This is a genomic window from Streptomyces rhizosphaerihabitans (assembly GCF_025399795.1).
Lineage (GTDB): Bacteria > Actinomycetota > Actinomycetes > Streptomycetales > Streptomycetaceae > Streptomyces > Streptomyces rhizosphaerihabitans.
In genome coordinates this window covers 17,618-40,072 of sequence record NZ_JAODTZ010000008.1, presented here as the reverse complement: position 1 = coordinate 40,072, position 22,455 = coordinate 17,618, and the positions used below count along the sequence as shown (strand labels likewise).

General features: G+C 68.1%; 20 protein-coding genes and 1 tRNA gene. 11 read left to right on the top strand and 10 right to left on the bottom strand.

Annotated elements, in window-relative coordinates:
• Window positions 1–358: 358 nt before the first annotated feature.
• Window positions 359–1,060, bottom strand: a complete 702-nt coding sequence (locus tag N4G66_RS10310) for a DUF5324 family protein (RefSeq protein ID WP_261703715.1) — start codon at window positions 1,058–1,060, stop codon at window positions 359–361.
• Window positions 1,061–1,453: 393 nt separating this feature from the next.
• On the opposite strand from N4G66_RS10310, the gene N4G66_RS10305 reads away from it, so the two are divergent.
• Window positions 1,454–1,987, top strand: a complete 534-nt coding sequence (locus N4G66_RS10305; RefSeq protein ID WP_261703714.1) for a peptidylprolyl isomerase — start codon at window positions 1,454–1,456, stop codon at window positions 1,985–1,987.
• A gap of 151 nt (window positions 1,988–2,138) precedes the next feature.
• Window positions 2,139–3,050, top strand: coding sequence for a rhomboid family intramembrane serine protease (locus N4G66_RS10300; RefSeq protein WP_261703713.1), 912 nt, complete (start codon window positions 2,139–2,141; stop codon window positions 3,048–3,050).
• A gap of 326 nt (window positions 3,051–3,376) precedes the next feature.
• Here the strand turns inward: N4G66_RS10300 and crgA are convergent, their stop codons facing one another.
• Window positions 3,377–3,631 (bottom strand): cell division protein CrgA, encoded by a 255-nt coding sequence (crgA, locus tag N4G66_RS10295; protein ID WP_261703712.1) that lies wholly within the window; start codon window positions 3,629–3,631, stop codon window positions 3,377–3,379.
• A 142-nt stretch (window positions 3,632–3,773) separates the two neighbouring features.
• Here crgA and N4G66_RS10290 point away from each other — a divergent pair, with 142 nt between their 5' ends.
• The 6 genes from N4G66_RS10290 to N4G66_RS10265 all read left to right on the top strand — a co-directional run bounded on the left by N4G66_RS10290 (window position 3,774) and on the right by N4G66_RS10265 (window position 8,389).
• Window positions 3,774–4,553, top strand: a complete 780-nt coding sequence (locus tag N4G66_RS10290) for a DUF881 domain-containing protein (protein ID WP_261703711.1) — start codon at window positions 3,774–3,776, stop codon at window positions 4,551–4,553.
• A gap of 67 nt (window positions 4,554–4,620) precedes the next feature.
• Window positions 4,621–5,388, top strand: coding sequence for a class E sortase (locus N4G66_RS10285; RefSeq protein ID WP_261703710.1), 768 nt, complete (start codon window positions 4,621–4,623; stop codon window positions 5,386–5,388).
• Window positions 5,389–5,419: 31 nt separating this feature from the next.
• A complete protein-coding gene (locus N4G66_RS10280; protein WP_261703709.1) occupies window positions 5,420–5,581 on the top strand; it encodes a hypothetical protein in 162 nt (53 codons plus the stop codon).
• Window positions 5,578–6,216: an aminodeoxychorismate/anthranilate synthase component II gene (locus N4G66_RS10275; RefSeq protein WP_261703708.1), complete on the top strand. Its 639-nt coding sequence runs from the start codon at window positions 5,578–5,580 to the stop codon at window positions 6,214–6,216. The genes N4G66_RS10280 and N4G66_RS10275 overlap by 4 nt, the downstream gene beginning before the upstream one ends.
• Window positions 6,213–7,532, top strand: a complete 1,320-nt coding sequence (locus N4G66_RS10270; protein ID WP_261703707.1) for a class E sortase — start codon at window positions 6,213–6,215, stop codon at window positions 7,530–7,532. The genes N4G66_RS10275 and N4G66_RS10270 overlap by 4 nt, the downstream gene beginning before the upstream one ends.
• A gap of 95 nt (window positions 7,533–7,627) precedes the next feature.
• A complete protein-coding gene (locus N4G66_RS10265; protein WP_261703706.1) occupies window positions 7,628–8,389 on the top strand; it encodes a class E sortase in 762 nt (253 codons plus the stop codon).
• 283 nt (window positions 8,390–8,672) lie between these two features.
• On the opposite strand, the gene N4G66_RS10260 is transcribed toward N4G66_RS10265, so the two are convergent.
• The 7 genes from N4G66_RS10260 to N4G66_RS10230 form a co-directional block, all read right to left on the bottom strand.
• Window positions 8,673–9,818 (bottom strand): restriction endonuclease, encoded by a 1,146-nt coding sequence (locus tag N4G66_RS10260; protein WP_315903627.1) that lies wholly within the window; start codon window positions 9,816–9,818, stop codon window positions 8,673–8,675.
• 115 nt (window positions 9,819–9,933) lie between these two features.
• On the bottom strand, window positions 9,934–11,916 hold the full coding sequence (pknB, locus tag N4G66_RS10255; RefSeq protein WP_261703705.1) for a Stk1 family PASTA domain-containing Ser/Thr kinase: 1,983 nt from the start codon (window positions 11,914–11,916) through the stop codon (window positions 9,934–9,936).
• Between the two features lie 170 nt (window positions 11,917–12,086).
• Entirely contained in the window at window positions 12,087–13,568 is a 1,482-nt protein-coding gene (locus tag N4G66_RS10250; RefSeq protein WP_261703704.1) for a peptidoglycan D,D-transpeptidase FtsI family protein, read from the bottom strand.
• Window positions 13,565–15,010, bottom strand: coding sequence for an FtsW/RodA/SpoVE family cell cycle protein (locus N4G66_RS10245; RefSeq protein WP_261703703.1), 1,446 nt, complete (start codon window positions 15,008–15,010; stop codon window positions 13,565–13,567). Before N4G66_RS10245 ends, N4G66_RS10250 begins: the two co-directional genes overlap by 4 nt.
• Before the next feature lie 26 nt (window positions 15,011–15,036).
• Entirely contained in the window at window positions 15,037–16,575 is a 1,539-nt protein-coding gene (locus N4G66_RS10240; RefSeq protein ID WP_261703702.1) for a Stp1/IreP family PP2C-type Ser/Thr phosphatase, read from the bottom strand.
• Window positions 16,576–16,695: 120 nt separating this feature from the next.
• Window positions 16,696–17,214 carry an FHA domain-containing protein FhaB/FipA gene (locus tag N4G66_RS10235; RefSeq protein ID WP_261703701.1) on the bottom strand — a complete coding sequence of 173 codons (519 nt, stop codon included), beginning with the start codon at window positions 17,212–17,214 and terminating at the stop codon, window positions 16,696–16,698.
• A gap of 10 nt (window positions 17,215–17,224) precedes the next feature.
• On the bottom strand, window positions 17,225–18,067 hold the full coding sequence (locus tag N4G66_RS10230; RefSeq protein WP_261703700.1) for an FhaA domain-containing protein: 843 nt from the start codon (window positions 18,065–18,067) through the stop codon (window positions 17,225–17,227).
• 579 nt (window positions 18,068–18,646) lie between these two features.
• On the opposite strand from N4G66_RS10230, the gene N4G66_RS10225 reads away from it, so the two are divergent.
• Window positions 18,647–18,733 (top strand) — tRNA-Leu (locus tag N4G66_RS10225).
• Window positions 18,734–19,203: 470 nt separating this feature from the next.
• Here N4G66_RS10225 and N4G66_RS10220 read toward each other — a convergent pair.
• On the bottom strand, window positions 19,204–19,857 hold the full coding sequence (locus N4G66_RS10220; protein ID WP_261703699.1) for an FMN-dependent NADH-azoreductase: 654 nt from the start codon (window positions 19,855–19,857) through the stop codon (window positions 19,204–19,206).
• A gap of 343 nt (window positions 19,858–20,200) precedes the next feature.
• On the opposite strand from N4G66_RS10220, the gene N4G66_RS10215 reads away from it, so the two are divergent.
• Window positions 20,201–20,569 carry a winged helix-turn-helix transcriptional regulator gene (locus N4G66_RS10215; RefSeq protein WP_261703698.1) on the top strand — a complete coding sequence of 123 codons (369 nt, stop codon included), beginning with the start codon at window positions 20,201–20,203 and terminating at the stop codon, window positions 20,567–20,569.
• A gap of 199 nt (window positions 20,570–20,768) precedes the next feature.
• Window positions 20,769–22,343, top strand: coding sequence for a DUF2252 domain-containing protein (locus N4G66_RS10210; protein WP_261703697.1), 1,575 nt, complete (start codon window positions 20,769–20,771; stop codon window positions 22,341–22,343).
• Window positions 22,344–22,455: the final 112 nt, after the last annotated feature.

The following is a 22,455-nucleotide window of genomic DNA, read 5'->3' as shown; positions in this document are numbered from 1 at the left end:
CGTGCGTCACAAAGAGTGTCTTTGCAGGCGTTGCAGTTCTTTGCGCAAACAAGATGGCCGGGATGAGGCCCGTGGCTCCGCCGTGCGGGCGAACGGTGTGGCATCAGTGGGCCGCATGCTCAGCCGGGGCCCTTGTGTGAGCTGCCATGCCGACCCTCGCGTGATCGTTTCAGCGCATTCCGTTAACAACATCTCCATGGATGCTGCACACGGCGACCGTTGCAAACGTCATCGCGGACCGTGCGGGTAAATCATCCGCAGGGCGTTCGCCGCCCCTCCTGCCGACGTTCCACGTGAAACACCGCCGCGGGGCAGGAGACCGTCAAGTCTCCTGCCCCGCGGCGGTGTTGGGTCCGGTTCAGTGGCGGTCGTCGCGCTCCGCCGCCTCTTCCTCGGCTTCCTTGACCTGGACCTCGGGGTCCAGGTCGGACTGGACGCTCCCGTCGACCGACGTGAGACGTCCGGTCTCGGGCACCTCGGTCGCGGCCGGCGGTTCGACGAGCCAGTCGGGATTGGCCTGCTTGTCCCACCACTTCCAGGCGGCGAAAGCGCCGCCCGCCAGGATCCCCAGCACGGCCAACCCCTTCACGAGACGGCCGGCCCTCGCCCGCCGCTCGTGCTTGCGGAGCAGCTTCTGGATCTCCTGCGGCGTGACCTGGCCGCGCAGAGCGGCGATGGCCGCCACGCCGCGCGCCGCGGCCTCGTCCCGAACGGGCTGGGCCGCGGCCACCGCCTGCTCGATCCTCGGCTTGGAATAGTCGGCGGCCTGACGAGCCGCCCTACGGGTGCGGATGGCCGCTTCCTGGGCGGCCTGGTCGACCTTCGGTGGCACATGGGTACGGGCCTGCTCAAGGCGCGGCGCGAGATGGGCGTCGTACTGGACGCGGGCCTGTTCGGCGGCCTGCGACACCCTCGGCGCGAGCCGTACACGCGCTTCGCTCGCGTAGTACGAGGCCCTGTCCTTGGCCGTGTCGGCGTAAGGCGCCACCACTTCCGCGGCGTGCAGCACGCTGTCCTTCGCCGAGCCGGTCGCGGCGCGCACGCTGTCGATGCGGGTCACGGGTTTCCTCCTCCTCGGTGGCGTACGTCGGGGATACCGGGTACCCCCAAAGACACACAGTTCACCTTTCCGCCCCTATGGGGATCATGCCCGTCCTAGGGGGCCGGGGCATGCGAGGGCGGGCATCCGTGTCACGGGTGCCGACTCCCGGGGACTCCCGAGACGGAGCCGGTCAGGTGTCGATCAAGTGAGATAGCGGATTAATACGGGGCAACGGGAGCTTGTCGTCGACAATGCCACGGATCGCCTCGGCTCGCTCCCGTCCCGGCGCGACTCGACCGGTTTTCTGCGAGCACCGCGTCCGCACGTGCGTCCGGGGGTGGCGGTCGGGGGACCGGCGCCCCGGACCGTGCGAGGATCGGGCAGTCAAGAGAAGGCAACGGAAGGCAGATCGTGGCCGAGCAGCTTTACGCCACCCTGAAGACCAATCAAGGCGACATCGACATCAGGCTCCTGCCGAACCACGCGCCCAAGACGGTTCGGAACTTCGTCGAACTCGCCAAGGGTGAGCGTGAGTGGGTCAACCCGACGACGGGTGTGAAGTCCACGGACAAGCTGTACGACGGCACGGCCTTCCACCGGGTGATCAGCGGCTTCATGATCCAGGGCGGTGACCCGCTGGGCAACGGCACCGGTGGTCCCGGCTACCAGTTCGAGGACGAGTTCCACCCGGACCTTCGCTTCGACAAGCCCTACCTGGTGGCCATGGCCAACGCCGGCCCGGCCACCAACGGCTCGCAGTTCTTCATCACCGTCTCCCCGACGGCCTGGCTGACCCGCAAGCACACCATCTTCGGTGAGGTCACGGACGCGGCCAGCCAGAAGGTCGTGGACGTCATCGCCCGCACCGAGACCAACCCGCGCACCCACCGCCCGGTCAACGACGTGGTCATCGAGTCGGTCGTCGTCGAGATCCGCGAGCGCTGAGCCCGCGCCGGGCTCCCCGTCCTTGAGCCCGAAGGCTCCCGCAGGGAACCAAACGCCCCGTTCATCCGTAAGGATGGACGGGGCGGTGCGTCGCGCACCCGGACCCGCTGGCACCGTGTGCGAGCCGCCGTACGGAGATTGAGGGGACCCCATGGACCAGCCGCCCGGCAGCCCGCAGGGCCCGCGGGATCAGGGACCGCAGGACGCCCGGAGCCTGCCCGGCTGCTACCGGCACCCGGACCGCGAGACCGGCGTCCGCTGCACCCGCTGCGAGCGCCCGATCTGCCCCGAGTGCATGGTCAGCGCTTCTGTCGGCTTCCAGTGCCCCGAATGTGTCCGCGCCGGTTCCGGCACGGGGCACGCCCCGGCGGCCAACCAGCCACGCACTCTCGCGGGCGGCACCGTCGCGGCGGACCCCCGGCTCGTCACCAAGGTGCTGATCGGCCTCAACCTGGTGATCTACCTCGTCCAGCTCTCGGTGGGCGACGCCTTCACCGACCGTTTCACCCTCTTCGGCGATGCCTTGCTCTCCGGGCACATGCAGGGCGTGGCCGAAGGCCAGTGGTACCGGATGCTGACGTCGATGTTCCTGCACAGCCCCAGCAGCTACACGCACATCATCTTCAACATGCTCAGCCTGTGGTGGGTCGGCGGCCCTCTGGAGGCGGCTCTCGGCCGCGCCCGCTACATCACCCTCTACTTCGTCTCGGGCCTCGCGGGCAGCGCGCTCACCTATCTGCTGGCCGCCCCCAACCAGCCGTCGCTCGGCGCCTCCGGCGCGATCTTCGGCCTGTTCGGCGCCACCGCAGTGCTGATGCGCCGGCTCAAGTACGACATGCGCCCGGTCATCGCCCTGCTGGTGATCAACCTGATCTTCACCTTCGGGTGGAGCAACATCGCCTGGCAGGCGCACATCGGCGGTCTGGTCGGCGGTGTGGTCGTCGGCTATGCGATGGTTCACGCGCCGCGCGAGCGGAGGAACCTCGTCCAGTACGGGGTCGCCGGGCTGATGCTGGTCGCGGTGGTCGTCACGACGCTGCTCAGGACCGTTCAACTCACCTGAGACCCCGCTGTCGGGACCACCGCCAGGCTCACTTGAGAGCGCATCCGGCTCACCTGAGAAGTGATGTTGTCCACAGACCGTGGCGGATCTTGCGCACGCTGTGCGGGAACAACTGTGCCCCCTGTCACTGACCCGAGTTTCCCCAGGTCGGACAGGGGGCGAACAGGTTTACGGATGTCGGCGGACCAGTCACACCGGCGTCAACCGCGGATGAGTTATCCACAGATCGTCTTTCTTTTCCACCTGTGGATAACTGTTGTGGATAACTCAGTGGATAGCCGTGGGCAGAGTTGCAGCCCCGGTCGTTTCCCTGTGAGTGAAGACGGTCACTTCCACTGCGTGGAAACGCCGAATCCGGCCGCGATGAAGCCGAAGCCGACCACGATGTTCCAGTTGTCCAGCGCGTCGATCGGCAGGGAGCCGTCCGTCACGTAGAAGAGAACGATCCAGGCGAGACCGATGAGGAACATGGCCAGCATGGCCGGTGCCACCCAGGTGTTGCTGGTCAGCTTGATGTTGGTCGCCTGCTTCGCCGGGGGCGGCGTGTAGTCGGCCTTCTTGCGGATACGTGACTTCGGCACGAGGGTCTCTCCTGTCGATGCGCTGCGTGGCCGCGCAGGGAACTTGGGCGGGCTCCGGGGCAGCGTACAAGGGGACACTGAGCGCTCCCCCGGGCGTCCGTTAGCGTAGTGCTTCCGCGGCGCCGAAGGAGATAAGGGTACGTTGAGCAATTCTGCCGACTTCCCCGGGACGGATTCCAGTCCTGGCGGTACGCACCGTTTCCGGCCCGTACGTGTCCTCACGGTGGCCGTCTTCGCCCTCGCGGGCCTCATCTTCTTCACGAGCTTCGATACGGCCAAGGGTACGAACATCCGTACGGATGCGTCCATGCTGAAGCTCTCCGACCTGATTCAGGAGCGCAGCCGCAAGAACGCGACGCTGGACGAGTCCAACGGCACACTGCGGCGCGACGTGGACACCCTCGCCGGCAGTGAGGACGGCAGCAGCGAGGCCGGGGACGCCAAGCTCGCGGCGCTGGAGAAGAACGCGGGCACCCAGAAGCTCAAGGGCGAGGCCGTCACGGTCACGCTCAACGACGCCCCGCCCAACGCGACGGCGAAGCTTCCCGGATACCCCGAGCCGCAACCCGATTACCTCGTCATCCACCAGCAGGACCTTCAGGCGGTCGTGAACGCCCTGTGGCAGGGCGGAGCCCGGGGCATCAAGGTGATGGACCAGCGGCTGATCTCCACCAGCGCCGTGCGCTGCGTCGGCAACACCCTGATCCTCCAGGGCCGCGTCTACTCGCCTCCGTACAAGATCACCGCCATCGGCGACCCGCAGAAGCTCCAGAAGTCGCTCTCCGCCTCTCCGGCGATCCAGAACTACATGGTGTACGTCAACGTCTACGGGCTCGGCTGGAAAGTCGAGGAGGACGGGGCGGTGACTCTTCCCGGCTACTCGGGCACAGTGGATCTCCACTACGCGAAGCCCGTGGAGTAGGCGCCGGACCTCGCGGAGCCGTGGGTGAAGCCTGTGAGCGAGCTGTCGCCGGGGGGACCTTGTGTCGGTGCGAGTGGTCGTCAGGACGATCAGTGAACTGTGCCTCACCGTCGGCACCCTGATCGTGCTCTTCGTGGTCTACGTGCTGTTCTGGACGGGAGTCCGGGCCGACAGCGCGATGAACCACCAGATCGATGTACTCCAGAAACAGTGGTCGAAGGGAGCGGTGACCCAGGCGCCGAAGACCCCGTCGGACTCTTCGGGTCCGTCCGGCTCCTCGGGCTCCTCCGGTACCGCGGGCTCTTCGGGTGCGGGTGGCGCCGGCGCCACGGCTGCCGAGAGCCCGAAGGCGCCCGGCCCCTACAGGTACGGCGGCCCGTTCGCGGTCATGTACATCCCGCGGCTTGGTTTCACGTGGAACAAGCCCGTGCTCGAAGGCACCGCCACGCAGGTCCTGGAGAAGGGGCTCGGCCACTACCGGGGCACCGCCCAGCTCGGCCAGGAGGGCAACTTCTCGGTCGCCGGTCACCGGCGTACCTACGGGGATCCCTTCAAGGACTTTCCCGAGCTGCGCCGGGGTGACGCGGTGGTGCTGACGGACGGGTCGACCTGGTTCACGTACCGGATCGACAAAGGCCCCTACAAAACCGTGCCCTCCGACATTGAGGTGATCGACCCCGTGCCACGTAAGTCCGGGTATACGCGTCCGGGGCGCTATCTCACGCTGACCACGTGTGATCCGGAGTGGGGGCACAGTCACCGGTTGATCGTCTGGGCACATCTTGATTCCACACAGCCTGTGGAGGCAGGGAAACCGGCGGCTCTGCGCCGTTAGTCTGTTGGCGTACGGCGACGGAAGGGACGGCATGTACGGCTGGATCTGGCGGCATCTGCCGGGGAGCATGTGGGTGAAGGCGCTGGTCTCACTCGTGCTCGTCCTGGCAGTGGTCTACGTGCTCTTCCAGTACATCTTCCCCTGGGCCGAACCGCTGCTGCCCTTCAACGATGTGACGGTGGACAACCAGTGAGCACGCGCATCCTCGTTGTGGACAACTACGACAGCTTCGTCTTCAACCTGGTCCAGTACCTGTACCAGTTGGGCGCGGAGTGCGAGGTGCTGCGCAACGACGAGGTGTCGACCGCGCACGCCCAGGACGGCTTCGACGGCGTGCTCCTGTCCCCGGGGCCGGGTGCCCCCGAACAGGCCGGTGTCTGCATCGACATGGTCCGGCACTGCGCCGCGACCGGGGTGCCCGTCTTCGGTGTCTGCCTCGGGATGCAGTCGATGCAGGTGGCGTACGGCGGTGTGGTCGACCGCGCGCCCGAGCTGCTGCACGGGAAGACCTCGCTCGTGGAGCACCAGGGCAAGGGCGTTTTCGCCGGTCTGCCGTCCCCCTTCACCGCGACCCGCTACCACTCGCTGGCGGCCGAGCCGGAGACGGTTCCGGCCGAGCTGGAGGTCACGGCCCGTACCCACGACGGGATCATCATGGGACTCAGACACCGCGAACTGCCGGTCGAGGGTGTGCAGTTCCACCCGGAGTCGGTGCTGACCGAGCACGGCCACCGGATGCTCGCCAACTGGCTGCTCGAGTGCGGCGACAAGGTGGCCGTGGCGAGGTCGGCGGGGCTCGCCCCGGTGGTGGGCAGGGCCACGGCGTGACCGCGCTGCGCCCCGAGCGCGACAGCTCCCCCTACGGCGGCGAGGCCGCGTACGGGGGCGCCGGTGCGTTCGAGGCGGCGGTCGGAGGGCTCGCGGACCCGCTGACGGATCCGCTGCCGGGCCAGGGCCAGGGACAGGGACAGGGACAGGGCGTACAGCAGCAGGGGTACGGATCCGACTGGTACGCCGCGCAGCAGCAGGCACAGGCCGCTCAGTTCCAGGCCGCCCAGGTGCAGGCCGCTCAGACGCAGGCCATGCCTTCCACGCCGGCGTCGGCACCGTCGTACGCGGAGATGTACGGGCGGACGTATCCCCCGCAGTACCAGGAGCCCGCGGCCGCGCAGTACCGCGGACCGGTCGCCGCTCCCCGGACGGAGCCGGTCGCGCCGCGCCTGCCGGTGGACGACGAGACCGTCGCGTTGCGCCTTCCCGACCTGCCCGGAAGGGCGGCGGGAAGCGCGCGTGCGGCCGGCAGCGGGACGGTCTCCGCGTCCGGAGGTCGTGCGGCCCGCCGTAAGGCCGCCAGACGCCACGGACGGTACGGAGAGGCGCAGGAGTCCCACGAGCCCCAGGAGGCGGCTCAGGAGGCCGCTGGGGCCCCTCGGAGCCGGATGGACGCCCGGCGCGCGGCGCGGGCGTCGAAACCCGGCGCGGGTGTCCTGGTGAGCCGGATGGTCGGCGAGGTGTTCATCAGCACCGGCGTCCTGATGCTGCTGTTCGTGACCTACCAGCTGTGGTGGTCGAACGTGCGGGCGCACCAGCAGGCGGGCAACGAGGCGAGCAGCCTTCAGCAGGACTGGGCGAACGGCAAGCGGAGTCCGGGGACGTTCTCGCCCGGCCAGGGCTTCGCCATCCTGCACATTCCGAAGCTGGACGTGGTCGCGCCGATCGCGGAGGGCACCAGCAAGACGAAGGTGCTCGACCGCGGAATGGTCGGCCACTACGGCGAGGCACCCCTCAAGACGGCGATGCCCGACGCCAAGACGGGCAACTTCGCGCTCGCCGGGCACCGCAACACCCATGGTGAACCGTTCCGTTACATCAACCGGCTCAAGCCGGGCGACGAGATCGTGGTCGAGACACAGGACGACTACTACGTCTACAAGATGGCGTCGATCCTGCCGGTGACGAGTCCGAGCAACACGAGCGTGCTCGATCCGATCCCGAAGGGTTCGACCTTCACCGGGCCGGGCCGCTACATCACACTGACCACCTGTACACCGGAGTTCACCAGTAAGTACCGGATGATCGTCTGGGGCAAGATGGTCGAGGACCGGCCGCGCAGCAAGGGCAAGCCCGACGCGCTGGTCGGCTGAGGACAGACGCCGACGCACGCGCGACGGGACGAACGCGTGCGGGCGTCACGTGCACGTGAGACAAGCCGAGACACACCAGACGGGGCAGATGAACAGTGGCAGCGAGGACCGACCACGACGAACGCGCCGGATCGGAAGCGGGACACGCGGCCGCCGGTGACGTACGCGGGGGGCGCCGGCGCATCGGATGGTTCGCGATGACGGTCAGCGTCTTCGGTGAACTCCTCATCACCGTGGGGCTGGTGCTCGGCCTGTTCGTCGTCTACTCGCTGTGGTGGACGAACGTCGTGGCCGACCGCGAGGCGCACAAACAGGGTGACAAGGTCCGCGACCACTGGGCGCAGGCCCCGACCGGTCCGGGCGCGCTGGACACCAAGGACGGCATCGGCTTCCTGCACGTCCCGTCGATGAAGAACGGCGAGGTGCTCGTCGAGAAGGGCACGGCGACGAAGGTCCTCAACGACGGTGTCGCCGGCTACTACACGGACCCTGTGAAGGCGTCCCTGCCGACGACCGGCAAGAACGGCAACTTCACGCTCGCCGCCCACCGTGACGGCCACGGCGCCAAGTTCCACAACATCGACAAGATCGCCGAGGGTGACGCGATCGTCTTCGAGACCCGGGACAAGTGGTACGTCTACAAGGTCTTCAACATCCTTCCGGAGACCTCTAAGTACAACGTCAAGGTTCTCCAGACGGTCCCGGAGCAGTCCGGCAAGACCAAGCCCGGCCACTACATCACCCTGACGACCTGCACGCCGGTGTACACCTCCCGCTACCGCTACGTGGTGTGGGGCGAACTGGTGCGCGTGGACAAGGTCGACAGCGCGCGGACGCCGCCGCCGGAGCTTGGCTGAGTGCACTGGGGTCCTGCGAGGACCCCGGTCACCGATGGGAAGCCTGGGCTCCAGGAGGGCTGTGGACAACTCCCAGACGGAGCATTGAGGGGGAGCGTGGATGACTTTCCGGATTGAGAGACACCGTGTCTCCCTTAAACCGAGCCTGTTCATCTCCCGCTGACGTGATGGGACTGGTCGCGGCACGGTCGGGCGAAAGTTGCCTGGCACGGCGCTAGCATGGCGAAGGCCCGAAGCCGCAACCAATTCTTGCGGCTTCGGGCCTTTGTGTGTTGTGGTGCGGTTACTCCAGAACGGCCAGTGCCGCTCCGGTGCTCCACTCCTCCAGCAGGCCCCGGTGTACGGCGGTGATGCCGCCGTCGACGGCGATGTTCAGGGCGTCACGTGTGAAAGGGCATGTCGCCACGAAGAGGGCCACCTCCGACGTGTGCAGAACCTTGGCCGCTCCGATGAACTTCTGGACGTCGGGGCTGGTGACGGAGAGGTAGGGCGCGAATCTCTTGCACTGGACGACGAGGGTTCGTCCGTCGGCCGTACGACCGGTGATGTCGACTCCCCGGTCTCCGCTGCCGCCCCGTACGACGACGGCGGAGCAGCCATCGCGGCGCAGCAGTTCGGCGACGTACTCCTCGAATTCACGGCCGTTCATGGCGTCGATGGCCGCCATGACTCCGGCGAGAGGTCGGTCCTCCCGAGGACCTTCCAGTCGCTGCAACCGGGCGTGATGTTGGCGGAGCCGCCGCTCGACGGTCTGGACCCCTGCTCGCAGTGCGATCAGTTCTCCGCGGTGCTCGCCTGATGTCTCGATCAGGGCATTGAACATCGGGACAACGGTTTTGCCGAGAATGTGGGTGATGCGCTGGTCGATGCGGTCGTCGAGTGAGCGGGTATCCCTGGGGAGAGGGTTATCCACAGGATGCTGCGTGCGCGCCAGGTACTCCATGTCGAGGAGGTACGTACGCACTGGACGTGCAACTTCACTGTCCCGGAGCAGCATGGCGACGTTGAGGACGGCTCGACGAGAGAAGAGGGCGAGGGACCGGGTGCGTGACTGGATGCCACTGAGTTGCTTGAAGTCACTCAGTTCTGAACCTGTCAAAACTCGATACCCGTTCGCTTCCAGCTCCGTTCGATGGTCATGCACGAGGGCTCGAATGGCCTCCATCGTGGCGCCGAAGTACGCCGCGACCATCGCCGTTGTCACATGCATGCCGTCCGGTAGGAGCGACAGCGCTTTGACCTTGTCGAGTACCTCACTGCGTTCCAGCACGCTGTCTCGTAGAGCTTTCGATTCCAGCAGAGCCGATTCGTTGATCACGTACTGCCCCTTTTGCTCGTTGCGTGGCCTTGCGGCCGGGGCAGAGCTTTGATTCCGCCCCATCCCGTCAACGAGTCGGGAAGTATGAAGAAACGGTCGAATTTCGCACACCAGGTCGCCAGTGGGCCGCAGCCTTGTACGTCACGAGGTCGACGGAAAGGGCCCCGGCACTCAAGAGTGCCGGGGCCCTTTCCGTCGGTTGCCCGAGTACGGTCCTTGGTGGGGCTCAGTTGCCGCCGATGAAGCCGCCACCGCCGTTGTTGCCGCCGTTGTTCCCGATGTTCACGGTCGTGAGGACGACCGTCGTGTTGTCCGGGCTGTCGACCGGGGTGTTGCCGTTCGGGTTCTGTCCGATCACGGTCGCGTTGTCGCTTCCGTCGCTGCCCGGGGCGAACTGGATGTTGTTGAAGCCCTGCTGCTGCAGGATCTGCCTCGCCTGGGCCACCGTCTTGCCGACGACGCTCGGCACGGCCGACTGTTGCTGCTGCTTGGCCTTGCCGATCTGGATCTGCACCTTGGAGCCGGGGTCCGCCGGAGTGTTGGCCGTCGGGGTCGTCTGGATGACCTTGCCGACCAGGTTCTGGTCGTCGGTGTCCGTGTCGACGCACTCGCCGACGAGGTTGTTGGCCTGCATCTGCGCCTTGGCCTGGTCGCAGTTCTTGCCGGAGACGTCAGGAACGATGGACTGCTTCTTCTCCGCGGCGACGGTCAGGGTGACGGTCGACTTCTTTGCCGCCTCCGTGTCGCCCCTGGGGTCCTGGGAGATGACGACGCCTGGGGTCTGGTCGGACTCCTGAGTCTTCTGCTCGACCGTGAATCCCTTGCCCTCGAGCTGGGCCTTCGCCTTGTCGAAGGTGAGGCCCGTCACGTCCGGCACGGCCACCTTCGGTACTCCGGTGGACACGACCACGTTGATCGTGTCGCCCTTCTTCACCTTCGAGCCGAGGGCCGGGTCCTGCGAGCAGATGTTGCCCTTGGGCTCGTTCTCACACGGCTTGCGCGTGGATGAGAGCTTCAGATCGCGGTTGTCCGCCAACCTCTTGGCGTCGGGCAGCGTCTGGCTCACGAAGTTGGGCACGTCGAACGATTCGTTGCCCGTTCCCTTGCCGGAGAACGCGTATTTCCCGATCAGGATCGCGCCGATCAGCACCAGGACGCCCGCGACGACCAGGAGGATCGTCGAGGTGTTGGTGTTCTTCTTCTGGCGGCGACGGTCTGGGCGGTCGTCGTAGCCGTAGCCGCCGTCGTCCGGGTTCATCGGCGGCAGCATCGACGTGGCCTGGGCGTCCGAGGAGCGCAGGGCCGTGGTCGGCTGGTCGTCGCCGTAGCCGTAGCCGACCGAGCCCATGGCGGCGCTGGCCGCGACGGGCTGGCCGTCGAGGCAGGCCTCGATGTCGGCGCGCATCTCGTCGGCGGACTGGTACCGGTAGTCCGGGTCCTTGACGAGGGCCCGCAGCACGATCGCGTCCATCTCGGGCGTGATCTCGGGGTCGAAGACCGACGGGGGCTGGGGCTCCTCGCGCACGTGCTGGTACGCGACGGCCACCGGGGAGTCGCCCACGAAGGGCGGGCGCACGGTCAGCAGCTCGTACAGCAGGCAGCCGGTGGAGTAGAGGTCCGAGCGGGCGTCGACCTGTTCGCCCTTCGCCTGCTCCGGCGAGAGGTACTGGGCCGTGCCGATGACCGCGGCCGTCTGCGTCATCGTCATGCCGGAGTCGCCCATGGCGCGGGCGATGCCGAAGTCCATGACCTTGACCTGGCCGTTGCGCGTGAGCATGACGTTGGCCGGCTTGATGTCGCGGTGGACGATGCCTGCGCGGTGCGAGTACTCCAGGGCCTGGAGGATGCCGATGGTCATCTCCATGGACCGCTCGGGGAGCAGTCTGCGGCCCGAGTGCAGCAACTCGCGCAGCGTGGACCCGTCGACGTACTCCATCACGATGTACGGGATGGACGTGTTGTCGATGTAGTCCTCACCCGTGTCGTATACGGCGACGATCGCGGGATGGTTGAGCGAGGCGGCCGACTGGGCCTCCCGGCGGAACCGGGCCTGGAACGACGGGTCACGTGCGAGGTCGGCCCGCAGCGTCTTCACCGCCACGGTACGGCCGAGCCGGGTGTCATGCGCGAGGTAGACCTCCGCCATGCCACCACGGCCGAGCACGTGGCCCAGCTCGTACCGGCCGCCGAGGCGACGCGGCTCTTCCATAGCTACCTACCAGCCCTCTCCGTCGGTCCCGACCGCACCTTTGTGTGGTCCGGCGGTGTGCTGTCCGGGCATACGGTACCCGGATCGCCTTGTGTGACCTGGCCAAGACCGTCACCCGTGACAGGACCGGTATCGCAACGTGCACCGATGTGATGGGGACGTGAGCGGGGTCACTTCTTACTGTCGATGACTGCCTTCATCACGTCCCTCGCGATGGGGGCGGCGAGACCACCACCCGAGATGTCGTCACGGTTGGCGCTGCCGTCCTCCACCACCACGGCCACGGCGACCGGGGAGCTGCCGTCGGGGAGCTTGGCGTAGGAGATGAACCACGCGTACGGCTTCTCGCTGTTGGCGACACCGTGCTGGGCGGTACCGGTCTTGCCGCCCACGGTGACACCGGAGATCTGCGCCTGCGTACCCGTGCCCTCCTTGACGACCGTCTCCATCATGTCCTGCAGGATCTGGGCGTTGGACTCGGAGAGCGGCTGGCTCAGCTTCTCCGGCTCGGTCTGCGAGATGACGTCCAGGCTCGGCGCCTGCAGCTTGTCGACCATGTAGGGCTTCATGAGCGTGCCGTTGTTGGCGACGGCGGAGGCCACCATGGCCATCTGCAGCGGGGTCGCGGCGGTCTCGAACTGGCCGATGGAGCTGAGCGCGGTCTGCGCCGGGTCCATCGTCTTGGGGAAGACGGAGGCGTTGGAGCGCACGGGCGTGAGCTGCTCGGAGTTGAAGCCGAACTTCTCGGCCTCCGTCAGCATCTTCTCCTTGCCGAGGTCGGCGCCGATCTTGCCGAAGACGGTGTTGCACGAGTAGCGGAGAGCGATCCGCATGCTCGCGTTCTTGCAGGGGATGCTCCCCTCGTTCTTCAGCTCGGTCGTGGTCTTCGGCAGGATGTACGGCAGCGGAGAGTCGGTGTGCTGGTCCGCGGACGTGTACAGGCCGTTCTCCAGCGCCGCGGCGGCGGTGACCACCTTGAAGGTGGAGCCCGGCGGGTAGGTCTCGCGCAGTGCCCGGTTGAGCATCGGGTCGTCGGGGTTGTTCTTCTTCTGGAGCTTGTTCCAGGCTTTCGCGTCGGTGTTGGTGTTCCCGGCGAAGGCGGAGGGGTCGTACGACGGGGTGGAGGCCAGCGCCAGGATCGCGCCGGTCTGCGGGTTGATCGCGGCGACGGCGCCCTTGCCCCGGCTCAGCAGGCCCTTGTAGGCGGCTTTCTGCGCGGCGGCGTTGAGGGTGGTGATGACGTTGCCGCCCTGCTTCGGCTTGCCCGTGATCATGTCGAGGGTGTTGCGGAAGAAGAGCCGGTCGTCGTTGCCGGTGAGGACGCCGTCGTCCAGTTTCTCCAGCTGGGAGGCGTCGAAGGCCTGCGAGGCGTACCCGGTGACCGGGGCCCACATGGCGCCGTCCTTGTAGGTGCGCTTCCAGACGAAGTCGTTGATGCCGTTCTTCTTCGTCTTGGTGGCCCCGGTGATCGGGTCGCCGTCGACGATGATGTTGCCGCGCGGGGTGGCGTACCGCTCGATGGCGACGCGGCGGTTGTGCGAGTCGGTCCGCAGGCCGTCGGCCTGGACGTACTGGACGTAGTTGTCGCGGAGGAGCAGGGCGAGGACGAGGAGTCCGCAGAAGATCGCGATCCGGCGCAGGGGCTTGTTCACGGGCGGACCACCTGGGTCATCTCGGCGTCGGGGCTGGGGGCGGGTGCGGGTGCCGGGCGACGGGCGGTGTCGCTGATGCGGATCAGTACGCCGATGAGCGCCCAGTTGGCGATGACGGAGGAACCGCCGGAGGCCAGGAACGGCATGGTCATACCGGTCAGCGGGATCAGGCCCATGACGCCGCCGGCGACCACGAAGACCTGGAGGGCGAAGGCGCCGGAGAGGCCGACGGCGAGGAGCTTGCCGAACGGGTCGCGGGCCGCGAGCGCCGTGCGGATGCCGCGCTCGACGATCAGGCCGTAGAGCACCAGGATCGCCATGACTCCGGCGAGGCCCAGTTCCTCGCCGAACGTGGCGAGGATGAAGTCGGAGTTGGCGGCGAAGCGGATGAGCTCGGAGTGGCCCTGGCCGAGGCCGGTGCCGAGGGTGCCGCCGGAGCCGAACGCCCACAGCGCCTGCATGGCCTGCTCGGAGTGGATGATGCCGTCCTTGACCCCGGACTGGCTGAGCATGTACTCGTGCATCGGGTCGAGCCAGGCCTGGACACGCGTCTGGATGTGCGGTTCGAAGGTCGCCACACCGACCGCGCCGCCCGCGGACATCAGCAGACCGAAGACGATCCAGCTGGTCCGCTCGGTGGCGACGTACAGCATGATGATGAACATTCCGAAGAACAGCAGCGACGTACCGAGGTCGGTCTCGAAGACCAGGATCAGGATCGAGATGAACCAGACCACGAGGATCGGGCCGAGGTCGCGGCCGCGCGGCAGGTACAGGCCCATGAAGCGGCGGCTGGCCAGGGCGAGCGCGTCGCGCTTCACCATCAGGTAGCCGGCGAAGAAGATCGCGAGGACGATCTTCGCGAACTCACCGGGCTGGATGGAGAATCCGGCGACCGAGATCCAGATCTTGGCGCCGTAGATGTTGGCACCGAGTCCCGGGACCAGCGGGAGCAGCAGCAGGACCAGGGCGCCGACCATGGAGATGTAGGTGTAGCGCTGCAGGACGCGGTGGTCCTTCAGGAAGAACAGCACGGCGACGAACAGGGCGATGGCCAGCGCCGTGTACAGCAGCTGGCGTGGTGCCGCGTTGCCCGCCTGGTTGATCGACTGGAGCAGCTTGGACTGGTCGAGCCGCCAGATGATCACCAGGCCGAGCCCGTTGAGGAGCGTGGCCAGCGGGAGCAGCAGCGGGTCCGCGTACGGAGCGAACTTGCGTACCGCGAGGTGGGCGACGCCGGCCAGCAGGCCGAGGCCCAGGCCGTAACTCAGGAGGCCGGCGGGCACCTTGTCGTCGATGGCGAGGCCCACGTTGGCGTAGGCGAACACCGGGATGACAACGGCGAACACCAGCAGCGCCAGTTCGGTGTTGCGTCGGCTGGGTGCGCCGATCGATCCGATCGTGGACGTGTGGTGCGTCGGCGTGTTCGAACTACTGCTCATCGTGTGACAGGGCCCCTCACGGCTTCTTACTGCTTACCGCACAGCGAGACCAGCTTCTGCTCCTCGTCGGAGAGGCTGGGGCCTGGTGTGGGAGTGGGTGCGGTCGTGGACTTGGAGGACGAAGGTGCCGAGCTCGACGGGGTCGGGCTCGGGGTGGACGTGGCCTTGGACGTCAGAGAGGTCTTTGTGGTTCCCGTGGTCCCACTGGCCTTGTCCGTACCGGTCTTCGTGTTGTTCTGGCTCTCGGCGGTGCGGCGCTGCGCTTCCTTCCGGCAGGCGGAGGCCTGCACGGAGAGCTCGTCGATCTTCGACTTCGCGTCGGCAAGGCCGCCTTCGGCGATGGTCGCCTTGACCTGCTTCTGCTGATACGGCGGCAGGTACTTGAGTTCGATCTCGGGGTGGTCCTTCTCCACCTTCGAGAGCGAGACCCAGGCCAGGTCCTGGCTGATGCCGCGGTACAGGGCGACGTGGTCGTCCTGGGTGCCGACGTAGTACTGCGTCTGCGTCCAGCGGTAGCCGCCGTACAGGCCGCCGCCGATGACGGCGAGGGACAGGACGATGTAGAAGGATCTCTTCAGCCACTTGCGTCCGGTGCGCGGCTTGACGAAGTCCTCGTCCGAGTAGTCGCCGAAGCCGCCGGTGGAGACGTACCCGGTGGTGTCGCCGCTGCCGGGCGGGCCGAACTCGCCGCCGCCCTGGCCGGGAACGGGCCGGCCGAGGCTGGAGGCGCGGCCGGCGGGGGTCTGCATGGCTCCGTTGTCGTGGAGCTGGAGCTGGTTCTCGGCGACCGCGCCGACCACGACGGGGGTGTCGGAGAGCTGCGCGGCCAGGGTGTCCCCGGAGTCGATGTCGAGGACGTCGGCCACGATGACGGTGATGTTGTCCGGGCCGCCTCCGCGCAGCGCGAGCTGGATGAGCTCCTGAACGGTCTCCTGCGGGCCCTGGTAGCTGGCGAGGGTGTCTTCCATCGTCTGATGGGAGACCACGCCGCTGAGGCCGTCGGAGCAGATCAAGTAGCGGTCGCCGGCCCGGACCTCGCGGATGGAGAGGTCGGGTTCGACGTGGTCGCCACTGCCCAGCGCGCGCATCAGCAGGGAGCGCTGCGGGTGGGTGGTGGCTTCCTCCTCGGTGATGCGGCCCTCGTCGACGAGGCGCTGCACCCAGGTGTGGTCCTGCGTGATCTGCGTCAGCACGCCGTCCCGCAGCAGGTAGGCGCGGGAGTCGCCGACGTGGACGAGGCCGAGGCGCTGGCCGGTCCACAGCAGAGCGGTGAGCGTGGTGCCCATGCCCTCCAGCTGCGGGTCCTCCTCGACCATCAGCCGGAGCTGGTCGTTGGCGCGCTGCACGGCGGTGCCGAGCGAGGTGAGGATGTCGGATCCGGGTACGTCGTCGTCGAGCGCGACGATGGTGGAGATCACCTCGGAACTGGCGACCTCACCGGCGGCCTGGCCGCCCATCCCGTCGGCGATCGCGAGCAGGCGAGGACCGGCGTAGCCCGAGTCCTCGTTGCCCTCGCGGATCATGCCTTTGTGCGATCCGGCGGCGAAGCGCAGTGACAGACTCATGCGCACCTCGCCCGTCGGCTCCGGGTACATCCGCACGGTGCCCACCCTCCGGTCGGGAGCGCGCCGGGGTCCGTCGTGTGGACCGCCGTTGCGTGCTCGCTCCGCTCGCTCATTGTCGTACTACTTCCGCAGCTCGATGACGGTCTTGCCGATGCGGATCGGCGCGCCCAGCGGAATGGGCGTCGGAGTCGTCAGCCGGCTCCGGTCGAGATACGTGCCGTTGGTGGAGCCGAGGTCCTCGACGATCCACTGGCCGTCCCGGTCCGGGTAGATCCTGGCATGCCGGCTCGACGCGTAGTCGTCGTCCAGCACGATGGTGCTGTCATGTGCGCGTCCCAGGGTGATGGTCTGTCCCTGGAGCGCGACGGTCGTGCCCGTGAGGGTGCCCTCCGAGACGACCAGTTTGGACGGTGCTCCGCGGCGCTGGCGGCCGCCGCTGGGCGGCTGCTGCTGGCGCTGCTGTGGAGGCGCGGCAGGCCGCGCGGCCTGCTGAGGCCTTGCGGCCTCCCTGCGGGAGCCGCGCTGTGTGACGCGCGTTCCGAACAGGTCGCTGCGGATGACCTGCACGGCCACGATCACGAACAGCCACAGTACGGCCAGGAAACCCAGCCGCATGACCGTGAGGGTCAGCTCTGACATTGCCCCCGCTTCACCCTTCGGCTTGCCGGTAAATGATGGTGGTGCTGCCCACGACGATCCGCGAGCCGTCGCGGAGCGTAGCGCGGGTTGTGTGCTGCCCGTCCACCACGATGCCGTTGGTGGACCCTAGATCCTGGATCGTCGAGGGCGTTCCGGTCCGGATCTCACAGTGCCGGCGGGATACGCCGGGGTCGTCGATCCGCACGTCGGCTTCGGTGCTGCGGCCCAGCACCAGCGTCGGGCGGGAGATCTGATGGCGTGCGCCGTTGATCTCGACCCAGTGCCGCATACGGCCACCCGCCGCCGGGCCGGCCGGGGGTCGGGCACCGATGGGTGCCGCGCCCGGACGGCCGCCGGGCGGCGGCGCGGACGGCATGGGGGGAGCGGCCGCGGGCGGGTAGCCGTAGCCACCCTGGGCTCCGCGGGGAGCCGCCGGGGCGGGACCCGCGGGGGCGCGCTCGGGGGACTGCTGGTTGGCGGAGGAGGCGAGTGTACGGCTGCGGACCCGGTACAGACCGGTGTCGAGGTCGTCCGCCTTCTCCAGGTGGACCTTGATGGGGCCCATGAAGGTGTAACGCTGCTGCTTGGCGTAGTCGCGGACCATACCCGCGAGCTCGTCGCCGAGCTGGCCGGAGTAGGGGCTGAGCCGCTCGAAGTCCGGCGTGCTCAGCTCGACGATGAAGTCGTTGGGGACGACGGTCCGGTCGCGGTTCCAGATCGTGGCGTTGTTGTCGCACTCGCGCTGGAGCGCTCCGGCGATCTCCACGGGCTGGACCTCGGACTTGAACACCTTGGCGAAGGTGCCGTTGACCAGACCTTCGAGACGTTGCTCGAACTTCTTCAGGACTCCCATGGGGCACCTCCTCCTTCGTTGTCGTCCTGGTACAGCTTGCTGTCGTCTTCCTGATCCTGCTGGCCTCGCTGGTACTGCTTACTGATCGTATCCACGCGTCGGGAAATCGGCTGGTTCCCCCTGTCGGCCCGGTCGACGGGTTGTCGACGCCTTCCGGGGTCCCCTCCCGAAGTTCCCTGAGAGGCCCCTCTTCGAACTCTTCCCGGCACTGCTCCTGCCATGGATCGTAGAGGCGCCCCGCGACCAGTGTCCCGCACCTGACTGTGCAGCCCGTCCGACTCCTGTGGAGATGGGCTGGACCGGTACGAGGTTGATACGTGAACCGGTTCTGTCTGAAACGTGTGACGCACGCCGGAGTGCCGGTGAGGGAGACGGCCGGCGTGGGATCCGGAGCCGCTCGGGCCGGAGGGTGGGGCAGGGCAAGGGCGCCGGGCCTGCGGATGCTGTGCGCGGGGGCGGGGAATGCCGGGCACGAGGGGCGGCGAAAAGGGATGTGATTCCACCCCTGACAGCGTGCTAATCTTCTGGATGTCGGCAGGCGCTCGCACCACTCGGTGGGAGACGGACGACACACCCAATGCGCGGGTGGCGGAATAGGCAGACGCGCTGGATTCAGGTTCCAGTGCCCGAAAGGGCGTGGGGGTTCAACTCCCCCCTCGCGCACCAGCTGAAAGCCCCTCAGGTCTTCGACCTGAGGGGCTTTCACGTTGTCCGGGACATTTCCGGTGCTGTCCCCGAGTTCTCGTACGAGGTCCCGCGGCGGCCAGTGGCGCGCGACGCGGACGGCTCGGGGCCGCTGTGAAGTGTGACGATGCTCTCACGCGGGTGGTGGGGAGTTGTCCGGGCGGTGGCTGGTGAACGGGCGTTCGCGGAGTCGGCGGATTCCTCGGTGTGACCGGCTCGGTGGGCGTGACGGGCGTAACAGTCAGGGCCGGCGCGGCAGTCGGGGCGGTGATCTGGGCGCCTATCGGTGCGGTGATCGGGGCGGCGCGACAGTCATGGGGAATGGCTCGGCGGGCCGGCAAAGCGGAGCCGGTAGGGGGAGCCCCGCAGGGTGAGGCGTCCGGCCCTGCGGGGCTCTGCGCCGCTGTGCCGGCTCCGGTGGACGGAACGGCGGCGGTCGTCGGGTGCCGTGGTTACGCGGCGAGGCGCTCCGCGACCTTCTTGGCCTGAGCGGCCGCGTCGTCGAGGGCCTTGCTCCGGGACGCCTCGAAGAGCGGGACCAGCTCGGCCATCGCCGGGTTGTGCGGGGCACTGGTGAGCTCCGGGACGATGAAGTCGACCTCGAGGGCGAGCATGTCGCGCAGCACGGCCTCCAGGTAGTTCTGCACGTACTCGAAGCCCTCGCGCGGAGTGCCCGGCGCGTACGAGCCGCCACGGCTGGCGACGACGGTGACCGGGGTGCCCTTGGCCTTCGAGTCCTCGGCCATGGCGGTGCGCCCCATGAGGACCACGTTGTCCAGCCATGCCTTGAGGGTCGAGGGGATGGCGAAGTTGTACATGGGGGCGCCGATCAGGATGGCGTCCGCGTTCTCCAGCTCCTCGATGAGCTTCAGGCGTGCGGCGAAGGCCTCGGCCTGCTCGGCTGTGTGCGTGTCCGGGGCGGCGAAACCGGCGGTGTGGGCGTCGGCCGTGATGTGCGGCACAGGGTGCGCGGCGAGGTCGCGGTAGACGACCGTGCCGTCGGGGTGCTGCTCCTCCCAGGCCGTGCGGAAGGCGTCCGTCACGGCACGCGAGGTGGAGGCGCCGCCCGGGAAGACGGACGAGTCGATGTGGAGGAGTGTGGCCATGGGGGTCTCCAGATAAATGGGATGTATCGGGTGGCTGCCCGGATCTGGACCTGGGCCGGGGCCGGGACTGAGGCCGGGGCCGGGGCCGAGGTTGGGACCGGGTTCGGGGTTGAGGTCGGGCCGGGGAGGGCTGGGGGCAGGGTCTGTACGGGCTCCAGGGGGCGGAGTCCGTCCTTGCGGGCCCTCGGGGCCGAGGCCCGGGTGAGGCCGGTGAGCCGGATCCAGGGCAGGGCTGTCGAGGGGGGCGAGTCGCCCCGGAGAGCTTCTCTTTCGTTCTCAACTATAGATAACACAGCTACTTACTTTTTTTCATCCCCTTGTGGAGACGCAGTACCCTGGGCCCATGGCAGAACCGGGAAGCCACGACGCGGGTCCGTGTCAGAAGGTCGACGACGGCATGACCCGTGTCTTCACGCTGCTCGGAAAGCGCTGGACAGGTCTGGTCGTCGCGGTTCTGATGCAGCACCCCGTCCACTTCGCCGATCTGCGCAGAGCGATCCCCGGGATCAGCGAGCGGATGCTTTCGGACCGGCTCACCGAACTCGGCGCGGCCGGTCTGGTCGTGCGCGAGGTCAACGAGGGTCCCCCGCTGCGGGTTTCGTACCGTCTGACGGAGGCGGGTGCGGCCCTGGAACCGGCTCTCAAGGAGCTGGGTTCCTGGGCGGAGAGGTATCTGCCGGAAAGCGGATCCTGTCCGGGACCGCTGCGGTAGCGGCCCCGAGACGCGGCCGAACTCGCTTGAGTCGTTCTCGGGTTGCCGCGCCGACGCCGCCGGTCGAGCCGTGCGCGCGGGTGTGTTCGCGGCTTCCTGCCCGTGTGCCGGTGGAGTTGTCCACAGGGTCTGACGCGTTTTCCCGACCGGCTGTACGGTCAGCACGAGTTGATGTTCGTGTGCGGGGGAGGCGGTCGTGATGGCCGAGATCGGTACAACGGGTACGGAGCAGCAGACGGCGCAGACGGCGCAGACGGCGCAGGCCGGGCTGGTCGAGCAGGCCGGCCTGGAGCGGCAGAACCACGGTGACCGGCGGCCCGGGTCCGGGTCCGGTTCAGAGTCCGAGGGGCGGCCTTCGTCCGAGGGCGGGTCGGCGGCCGGGGCGTTCGGGTCCCGGGGATTCGCTGTTCCGGGGTTCGCCGCCTGGCCGGTGAAGGGCTCGCCCAAGGAGGAGGGGAAGGCCCTGCGCGGGCGTGTGCCGCGCGAGGCACACACCGAGTTCCTGGTCGACGCCGACCGTCCGGACGCCGTGGTCGCGGTCGAGGAGTCCAACCGGGGCCGGCTCTCCGAGCTCACCCCGATACGGGTCGGCAGGATGGCGGCCACGCCCTTCGCGTTCCTGCGCGGTTCCGCGGGCCTCATGGCGTACGACCTGGCCCGCACCCCGATGACCGGCATCAATGCCCAGATCTGCGGTGACGCGCACGCGGCGAACTTCGGTCTGTACGGGGACGCGCGGGGCGGTCTCGTCATCGATCTGAACGACTTCGACGAGACGGTGTACGGCCCCTGGGAATGGGACCTCAAGCGGCTCGCCACCTCGCTCGTGCTCGCGGGCAGGGAGGCCGGAGCGGACGAGGACACCTGCCGGGCCGCCGCGCGAGACACCGTGGGCGCGTACCGCCGCACCATGCGCCTGCTGGCCAAGCTGCCGGTGCTGGACGCGTGGAACGCCATCGCCGACGAGGAACTCGTCTCGCACACCGATTCCCACGACCTGCTCGGCACTCTGGAGCGGGTCTCCGAGAAGGCGCGGGCCAACACCAGTGGGCGGTTCGCGGCCAAGTCGACGGAGGCTGTGGAAGGCGGTGGCCGCCGGTTCGTGGACGCGGCGCCCGTGCTGCGCCGTGTTCCCGACAAGGAGGCGGTCGCGGTCGCGGCGTCCCTGGACCACTATCTGACGACGCTCTCCGAAGATCGGCTCCCCCTGCTCGCCCGCTACGCGGTGCACGACGTCGCCTTCCGGGTCGTCGGCACCGGCAGCGTCGGCACCCGCTCGTACGTCGTCCTGCTCCTGGACCATCGCGGCGAAGCCCTCGTCCTCCAGGTCAAGGAGGCCCGCGCCTCGGTGTTGCTCCCGCACCTCGCGACCGCCGGCCACCCGATGCCCGAGGTGGCTCATGAGGGCCGCCGTGTCGTCCTCGGCCAGAAGCGCATGCAGGTCGTCAGCGACATCCTTCTCGGCTGGACCTCGGTCGACGGTCTCCCCTACCAGGTACGCCAGTTCCGCAACCGCAAGGGCAGCGTCGACCCCGCCGCCCTGGCCGCCGACCACATCGACGACTACGGCCGCATGACCGGCGCCCTGCTGGCCCGCGCCCACAGCCACAGTGCCGACCCGCGCCTGATAGCCGGGTACTGCGGCAAGAACGAGGAGCTGGACGAGGCCATCGCCTCCTTCGCCGTCGCGTACGCGGACCGCACGGAGGCGGACCACGCGGCTCTGGTGGCGGCGGTCCGAAACGGACGGATCGCTTCTGAAGCGGGGGTGTGACCGGGGAAGTGTCCGGGTCTCCTTCCGGGCAGGCCGCCTTTCCGGGCAGGCCGCCTTTCCGGACGGTCTGCCCCTCCGGACGGTCTGCCCCTCCGGACAGGCCGGTCCACCG